The 8,501-nt window shown below is 62.4% G+C and carries 3 protein-coding genes and 3 pseudogenes; 5 read left to right on the top strand and 1 reads right to left on the bottom strand.

All coding sequences use genetic code 11. The annotated features are described in order from the left end of the window. Positions 1 to 731: pseudogene (locus tag ASG40_RS13300) on the top strand (calcium-binding protein); the annotation flags it as partial. Positions 732 to 1,076: 345 nt separating this feature from the next. On the opposite strand, the gene ASG40_RS13295 reads toward ASG40_RS13300, so the two are convergent. Further along, positions 1,077 to 2,096 carry a helix-turn-helix domain-containing protein gene (locus tag ASG40_RS13295; protein ID WP_244472370.1) on the bottom strand — a complete coding sequence of 340 codons (1,020 nt, stop codon included), beginning with the start codon at positions 2,094 to 2,096 and terminating at the stop codon, positions 1,077 to 1,079. Positions 2,097 to 2,423: 327 nt separating this feature from the next. Between ASG40_RS13295 and ASG40_RS22225 the strand changes: the two are divergent. The 4 genes and pseudogenes from ASG40_RS22225 to ASG40_RS13280 form a co-directional block, all read left to right on the top strand. Further along, a pseudogene (locus ASG40_RS22225) lies at positions 2,424 to 2,501 on the top strand (recombinase family protein); the annotation flags it as partial. A gap of 173 nt (positions 2,502 to 2,674) precedes the next feature. Beyond that, positions 2,675 to 6,481 (top strand): annotated as a pseudogene (locus ASG40_RS20655) (beta strand repeat-containing protein); the annotation flags it as partial. 227 nt (positions 6,482 to 6,708) lie between these two features. Then, positions 6,709 to 7,011, top strand: a complete 303-nt coding sequence (locus ASG40_RS13285; protein ID WP_055886498.1) for a hypothetical protein — start codon at positions 6,709 to 6,711, stop codon at positions 7,009 to 7,011. Positions 7,012 to 7,378: 367 nt separating this feature from the next. Beyond that, positions 7,379 to 8,501: calcium-binding protein (locus ASG40_RS13280; RefSeq protein WP_156387723.1), on the top strand; the 1,123-nt coding region annotated here is incomplete at its 3' end.

The following is an 8,501-nucleotide window of genomic DNA, read 5'->3' as shown; positions in this document are numbered from 1 at the left end:
TGGTGTCGTACTCGCTGGGTGGCTCGGATCTGGAGAGCCTGATCCTGACCGGCACCGGCAATCTCAATGGGACCGGCAACTCCATCGCCAACACCCTCACCGGCAACGCTGGCGCCAACGTCCTCAACGGGCTCGGCGGGGCCGACATAATGATTGGCGGGGCTGGGTCCGACACCTACTACGTCGACAACGTCGGCGACAAAGCTATCGAGACCAGCGGCGCCGTCGGCACCGATCTCGTCTACGCCTCGGTGTCGTACTCGCTCGCCGGATCGCATCTGGAGAGCCTGATCCTCACCGGCACCGGCAATCTCAATGGGACCGGCAACTCCATCGCCAACACCCTCACCGGCAACGGCGGTGCGAACATCCTCGACGGCCAGGGCGGCAACGACCTCCTGACCGGCGGTGCCGGGGCAGACAGCTTCGTGTTCCGGACAGCGCTGGGCCCGACCAACCTCGACCGGATCACGGACTTCTCGGTGGTGGACGACACGGTGCAGCTCGCACGCAGCGTCTTCACGGCGCTGGGAGCCGGTCCCCTGGCCGAGGCGGCGTTCAAGGATCTCTCCACCGGATCGGCCGATGCCAGCGACCGTCTCCTCTACGACAAGACGACGGGCGGTCTTTCCTACGACGCCGACGGCAGCGGCCTGGCCTCGGCCGCGGTGCAGTTCGCGATCCTCGACAACAAGGCCGCCCTCACGCACCTCGACGTCTTCATCGTGTGAGTCACGCTACATCGCAGCCGGGTCGATCCGAGCCAACCCGGCTGCGGAGCAGAGGAGACGCAATCGATCTAGGTCGTGATGGTCGTTTCAGCACAGGCGTTCCACCACCCGTCAAAGCAGCTCTATCATGTCGGGAATCCGACCGTTTTCATGACGCACATAATATGCAAGCGGCATGACCGAGGAAGGTAGATTTCTGCTCGTCTGCTTCTATTCAAAGGAACGCCTTTAGCGGAAATCGTTTTAGGCTTCCGCGGGTTTCCACTCGAAGGCCCAGATTAATGCGTGCGAGATGAGGTCGCCGTTTCACGACGTTGATTTACTCGGCATACCCCGATGAGGTCATCACGTTTCGCGCAGCCACCTCCAGACGTGCTGCACCGTCCCCCGACCGCTGATCTGCTGGACCACCCGACGCTCGGTCCGCCACGCTTGTGGCGCGACGCTGTAGCGGTTGCGGAAGCTGCGGCTGAGTTGCGAGGCACTGCTGAAGCCGAAGACCTCCGCCAACCGGCCAAGGGTCCGCCTCTCCATCGGATCAGCAAGCGCGTCGTGGGCTGCCTTCAGGCGTTCGCCTTGCACGAAGTGCATGACGCCCCCTTCCGGCTCGAACAGTCGGTAAAGGGTGGCACGTGAGACCTGCACTTGCCCAGCGATGAACTCGGGCGACAGATCGGGCCGGGAAAGGTTTTCTCGCACGATCATCCTGGCCAGCGCCATCAGGCCGCCGTCGAGTTCGCGGCCTTCCAACACGTCCCTGGCCTGCGAGGGATCGAGTAGGCGGCGCAGAAACGCGACAAACTCCTCGGCAAGAGCCGGGGCGTCGTTGGGGCGCGTGGTTGGCAGGCGGCGGAAGATGTCCAAGATGCGTGCGGCGAGCAATCGGTTCCGGGCCGCATCGAAGAGCATGGCATGATTCTCAAGCGGCAGCCCATGGAGGCGAGACCAGGGGACGACAATGCCGGTCGTATCGGCGCGGTCGAGCATACCATCGAGCAAGTGACGGCGGCCGATGAGCGTCACGGTGCCAGCCGAGGCCGAGACCGCTTGACCAGCGACGGTGCCTTGAAAGCGGCCGGACCGATAGAGTTGGACGATGTATTGGTCGGAACCTGCATCGACACGTCGGCGATCACGCTGGAGCCGCTGGGTCGAGAGCAGGGTACGATGAGCGACGAGGTCGTCGATCGGGTAAGCAATGTTGGTGCCGAAAGGCAAGACAGCGGATCGCGTCGTCGGACTGACCTCGTACATCGGCGCCAAAAGCGTGCGCCATCGCTCGAAGGCCTCTCCGGGAGGCAAGCCTGACGTCGTCAGGGAAAAGTACGGCAGGCCCGCTTCGGCCGTCGTGTTGTCTGTACCCAATGGGCCCAATCCTTCGCCGTCTGACCCGCTCGGTCAAGGACGCTAGACATGCAACCCCCCCGCGGGGCAAGCCAAATGCTTGGTTGCGGTCCGAAGGCAGCAAAACCATCATAAGCGAGGCGAATGGCTGTTTAAAACGGCACCTCAACTTAGCACCTCCGGCAAAATCGAGTCAGAATCTGCCGCTCGTACTCGGAGGAAAAACGATCGTTTTCCCGACGCTGATGCGGGGCATATGCCGAGCCAGCCAAAACGGCCGCGTTTCTGTCGGGAAAATATGACCGGTATTCTATTGCGGATGAAACGCGCCTGACTCACTATCCCGACATGCTCGTGGGATATGCCCGCGTCTCCGCCGTCGATCAGAACCTCGACCTCCAACGTGATGCGTGGGGCAAGGCCGGCTAATCATGCGAACATTCAGTTGAATCATAGCCGCTTGGGTGTCGAATTTTGGCCCAAGTGTCATTGCGTGTAGTCAATAGCGGCTGGGCCGACGCCTTCGTCGGTGATGCGCCTCGTTCTATAAGGCTTCAGCTTTCAGCGACGTCGTAGGCGTCACACGCGGGATCACGGTAATGACGCTTACGTTCACCAACGCCGCCGATGTGGCAACTGGCAGCGGTCCCTTTTCGGTGACCACGGCGGACGTGAACGGGGACGGCAAAGCCGACCTACTCGTCGCCAACTCCGGCAGCAACACAGTGTCAGTGCGGCTGGGCAACGGCGACGGTAGTTTTACCAGTGCCGTCGACGTTGCAACGGGCAGCGATCCCTACTCGATCGCGACGGCGGACGTGAACGGGGACGGCAGAGCCGATCTGCTCGTTGCTAACGCCGGCAGCGACACGGTCTCGGTGCGGCTGGGCAATGGCGACGGCAGCTTTACCAGCGAGACCAACGTTGTAACCGGGGACAATCCCTTTTCGGTGACGACGGCGGACGTGAACGGGGACGGCAAGGCCGACCTACTCGTTGTCAACGTGAGTGACACTGTCTCGGTGCGGCTAGGCAACGGCGATGGCAGCTTCACCAGCGCCGCCGACATCGCGACCGGCAGTAATCCCCGCTCGGCGACGACTGCCGACGTGAACGGAGACGGTAGGATCGACCTGCTCATCGCCAACCTGGGTAGTGGAACGGTCTCGGTTCGGCTGGGCAACGGCGATGGCAGCTTCACAGACGCAGCCGATGTCGAAACTGGCTTCATTCCCAGGTCGGTTACAACGGCGGACGTAAATGGAGACGGCAGGACAGACCTCCTCTTCGCCAATCAGTTCAGCGACACGGTCTCGGTACGGCTGGGTATCGGCGACGGCAGCTTTACCAGCGCCGCCGACGTTGCAACCGGTAGCCAACCCTATTCGGTGACGACAGCGGACGTGGATCGGGACGGCAAAACCGATCTGCTCATTGCCAACGGCGGCAGCGACACGGTCTCAGTGCGGCTGGGCGACGGTACGGGCAGCTTCACTAACGGCTTCGAGCTTTCGACCGGCAGCAGTCCACTCTCGGTGACGACAGCAGACGTGAACGGGGACGGCAGGATCGACCTGCTCGTCGCCAACGCCGGGAGCAACACAGTTTCGGTGCTGCTGGGTGGCGAGACCACGACGGCGACGGAGATTTTGACCACTACGACGCACGCTGGCCCACAGAAGGCCGGCGATCAGATCACCTTCACCGTCGTTACCGAAGCTCCCGTAACGGCGACAGGCAGCCCACGATTGACCCTGAGCAACGGCGCCGTTGCGACCTATTCGGGCGTGGATGCTCAAACGCGGCCGCAATTCACCTACACGGTAGCGGCCAATGATGATGCGAGCGATCTCGCGATTACCGGTCTCGATCTCAACGGCGGCACGCTCGGTGTGCAGGGCCAGACGAGCTTTGGTACAGCATCGAGCATTGCAACCGGTAGCCTTCCCTTTTCGATGACGACGGCGGATGTGAACGGGGACGGCAAGGCCGACTTCCTCGTGGCTAACATTAGCAGCAACACGGTTTCAGTGCAGCTGAGCAACGGAGACGGCAGCTTCACCGGCGCTCCCGACGTCACAACCGGCAACAATCCACAATCGGTGACGACGGCGGACGTGAACGGAGACGGCAAAGCCGATTTGCTCGTCGCAAACTTCATCAGCAGAACGGTCTCGGTGCGATTGGGCAACGGCGATGGCAGCTTCGCTAGTGCTGCTGACGTCGCAAGCGGCGGTAATCCCTACTTTGTCACGACGGGGGACGTGAACGGGGACGGCAAGACTGACCTGCTCATCGCCGACGGCAGCAGCGACAGGGTCTCGGTGTGGCTGGGCAACGGCGACGGCAGCTTCACTAGCGCCGCCGACGTTGCAACCGGTACTGCTCCCAGTTCGGTGACGACGGCGGACGTAAATAGGGATGGGAAGACAGACCTACTCGTCGCTAACTCTGGGAGCAACACGGTTTCGGTGAGGCTGGGCAACGGCGACGGTAGCTTTACCAGTGCCGTCGACGTCGCAACCGGCAGTAGCCCCTATTCGCTGACGACGGCAGACGTGAACGGGGATGGCAAGACCGACCTGCTCGTTCCCAACTACGTTAGCAACACAGTTTCGGTGCGGCTGAGCAACGGCGACGGTAATTTCACTAACGCCGCCGATGTCGCAACTGGCAATAATCCAATTTCGGTGAATGCAGCTGACGTAAACGCAGACGGCAAGACCGATCTGCTAGTCGCCAACGAAGGTAGCGGCACGGTCTCAGTGCGGCTGGGCAACGGTGACGGCAGCTTTACTAGCGATACCGACATTGTAACCGGCATCTACCCTACTTTAGTCACTACGGCGGACGTGAATGGGGACGGAAAGATCGACCTGCTCGTCACTAATACCGGCAGCGACACGGTCTCGGTTGTGCTCAACACCTCGACTAGATCGGCAGCCTTCGATCCAAACAGCCTCACCACGGCAATTGGCAGTGCCACGGGGCTCGCTATCGACACGATTGCACCGCTGCTGACGGCGGCCCTGGTCACGGACAGCGGAGCCGCCGGTAGCGACGGCCTCACCAAAGACGCCGCGTTGGCGACCACGGTCTCGGACACCAACGGCGCCGCCCTGAGCTACAAGCTCGATGACGCCAGCACCTTCACGTCGAGCTACGATCCGACCACGTTGTCGGATGGAGCGCATACGGTGGTGGTGCGGGCCACCGACGGTGCCGGCAACGTCACCGATGAAACCGTGAGCTTCATCCTCGACAAAACGGCGGCCACGGTGGCGTCGGTGACGGCCAATGGCGTCGGCCTCGTGGCGGGGGCGGGCACACTGACGGTCGGCCAGTCCGTGACGCTAACGCTGTCGCTGTCCGAACCGGTCAGCCTGTCTGGCGCCGACGACCTTCGACTGACGCTGAGTGACGGCGGTGTCGCCCTCTACGACGCCGCGGCCTCGACCACCACGCAACTCGTCTTCACGCACACGGTCGAGGTCGACCGGGTCAGCGCCGATCTCGCGATCACCGGGGTGATCCTCGGGACCGCCACGATCCGCGACGGGGCCGGCAATGCCGCCGACCTTTCCGGCATCGTCGTCAATCCCGCGGGCACGCTGGTCATCGACGGCTATACCGGCACCGCCGCTGCCGAGACGTTCCGCGGCACGACCGGAGCCGAGACCTTCACCGGCCGCGGTGGCTCGGACACCTACTACGTCGACAATGTCGGCGATCGCGCCATCGAGGCCAACGGCGCCGCCGGTACCGATGTCGTCTACGCCTCGGTGTCGTACTCGTTGGGGGGCTCGGAGCTGGAGAACCTGATCCTCACCGGGACCGGCGATCTCACCGGGATCGGCAACTCGGTTGCCAACGTGATCACCGGCAATGCCGGCGCCAACGTCCTCAACGGGCTCGGCGGCGCCGACACGATGTCAGGCGGCGCGGGCTCGGATACCTACTACGTCGACAACCTCGGCGACCGCGTCATCGAGGCCAACGGTGCTGCGGGCACCGATCTCGTCTACGCCTCGGTGTCGTACTCGCTGGCCGGATCGCACCTGGAAAACCTGACGCTGACGGGCACCGGCAATCTCAGCGGGACCGGCAACGGCCTCGCCAACGTGATCACCGGCAACAGTGGCGCCAACGTCCTCAACGGGCTTATCGGTGCCGACACCATGTCCGGCGGGGCAGGCTCGGACACCTACTACGTCGACACCGCCGGCGATCGCGCCATCGAGGCCGACAGCGCGGTCGGCACCGATCTCGTCTACGCCTCGGTGTCATACTCGCTCGCCGGCTCGCATCTGGAGAACCTGACCCTGACAGGCGCGGGCAACCTCGCCGGGACCGGCAACTCGCTCGCCAACGTCATCACTGGCAACGCCGGCGCTAACGTCCTCAACGGTGGTCTCGGCGCCGACACCATGTCCGGCGGGGCCGGGTCCGATACCTACTACGTCGACAACGCCGGCGACCGTGTCCTGGAGGCCAACGGCGCCGCGGGCACCGATCTCGTCTATGCCTCGGTGTCGTACGCGCTGGCCGGAGCGGAACTGGAAGCCGTGCCAACGTCCTCGACGGCCAGGGCGGCAACGACCTCCTGACCGGCGGTGCCGGGGCGGACACCTTCGTGTTCAGGACGGCGCTGGGCCCGAGCAACCTCGACCGGATCACCGACTTCTCGGTGGTCGACGACACCGTGCAGCTCGCACGCAGCGTGTTCACGGCGCTGGGAGCCGGTCCCCTGGCCGAGGCGGCGTTCAAGGACCTGTCTACGGGATCGGCCGATACCAGCGACCGCATCCTCTACGACAAGGCGACGGGTGCCCTGTCCTACGACGCCGACGGCAGCGGCATGGTCTCGGCCGCGGTGCAATTCGCCACCATCGACAACAAGGCCTCCCTTACCCACCTCGATTTCTTCATCGTGTGAGCCGCGCCGCAGCGCAGCCGGGTCAGTCCGAAGCCAGCCCGGCTGCGGGGCAGATAGGACGCAACCGATGGCAGGGCGCCATGAACAAAATAACAGAGTTGGCAGTATAAAGTATTCATACGTTCTATTGGGACAATTATAGAGCCATAACGAAGCGATCAGATTATATATCTTGTTGTATCAAAAACAATATATCGGATAATATTTTTGAAATATAGCCTTCAGGATATGTAACAAATATACAACACCGTATAATAAGCTTGTAGATACGGATGACATCGATTCTGGTTTTAGATAAATCGCTTTCGAGCATTTTTACTGGTCAGCTTTGCCAGTTGGATTTCTAGGTTTCTTTCGGAGATTATCGATGCCGGGTGGTGCAAATTTCTCCCAGTTTGGTACGTCAGGCGTCGACAATCTACAGACACACTTAGAAACTGAAACAATAAATAACACTACATATTATTATCCAATTGATATTTTATACGGTAGAGATGGCAACGACAGACTTACAGCCCAACCATTTTCATATACCTCCAATGGTATAACTTATCAGTTCCTGGACGCAACTCTTTACGGCGAAGCTGGCAACGACACTTTGAATGGCGGCGCGGGCTCGGACTTCCTCTCCGGTGGTGAGGATGACGACACCCTGAACGCCGGCAGTGGCGACGATACGCTGACCGGTGAGGCTGGGATCGACGTCCTCAATGGTGGCGCAGGTGCCGATACCYTGACGGACACCTCGGGGGATGCGGGCGGCACGCTGAACGGCGGCGACGGCGACGACACGATGCAGGTCGTGGCAGGTGGCGGCGCCTGGATCATCGACGGCGGAGCCGGGACCGACACCTTGGCGGCTTCCGGCTCCCTCGGAGCCGGCTCCAGCGTCACCGTCGACCGTCTGATCTTGAACAATGGTTCTCTGACCATCCAGCCCGGCGTCATCRACGGCATCGGTGAGATCGGCTCGTTTAGCGGGAGCCTCAGACATGCCGAGGCCGGCACCACGGACCTGTCGGCCGCCACCTTCGCAGCCAGCGTCACGTACAACGGTGGCACCGCTGCCAATTCCCTCGACGGCATCGGTGAGATCGGCTCGTTTAGCGGGAGCCTCAGACATGCCGAGGCCGGCACCACGGACCTGTCGGCCGCCACCTTCGCAGCCAGCGTCACGTACAACGGTGGYACCGCTGCCAATTCCCTCGCCTTCTACGGTTCGACGGGCGCCGACACCCTGATCATGTCCGCGGCCGGCCTGGGCCAGCTGAGCGCTTATGGTGACGCCGGTGCCGACAACATCACGGCCGGCGCGGGCTCSGACTTCCTCTCCGGCGGTGAGGGCAACGATACCTTGAACGGTGGGGCAGGCGATGACACGCTGACCGGTGAGGCTGGGATCGACGTCCTCAATGGTGGCGCAGGTGCCGATACCCTGACGGACACCTCGGGGGATGCGGGCGGCACGCTGAACGGCCACGCTGAACGGC

Source organism: Methylobacterium sp. Leaf399, from assembly GCF_001424525.1.
Classification (GTDB): Bacteria; Pseudomonadota; Alphaproteobacteria; order Rhizobiales; family Beijerinckiaceae; genus Methylobacterium.
Note: the sequence above shows the minus strand (reverse complement) of the source record. Positions and strands in the feature narration are given on the sequence as shown.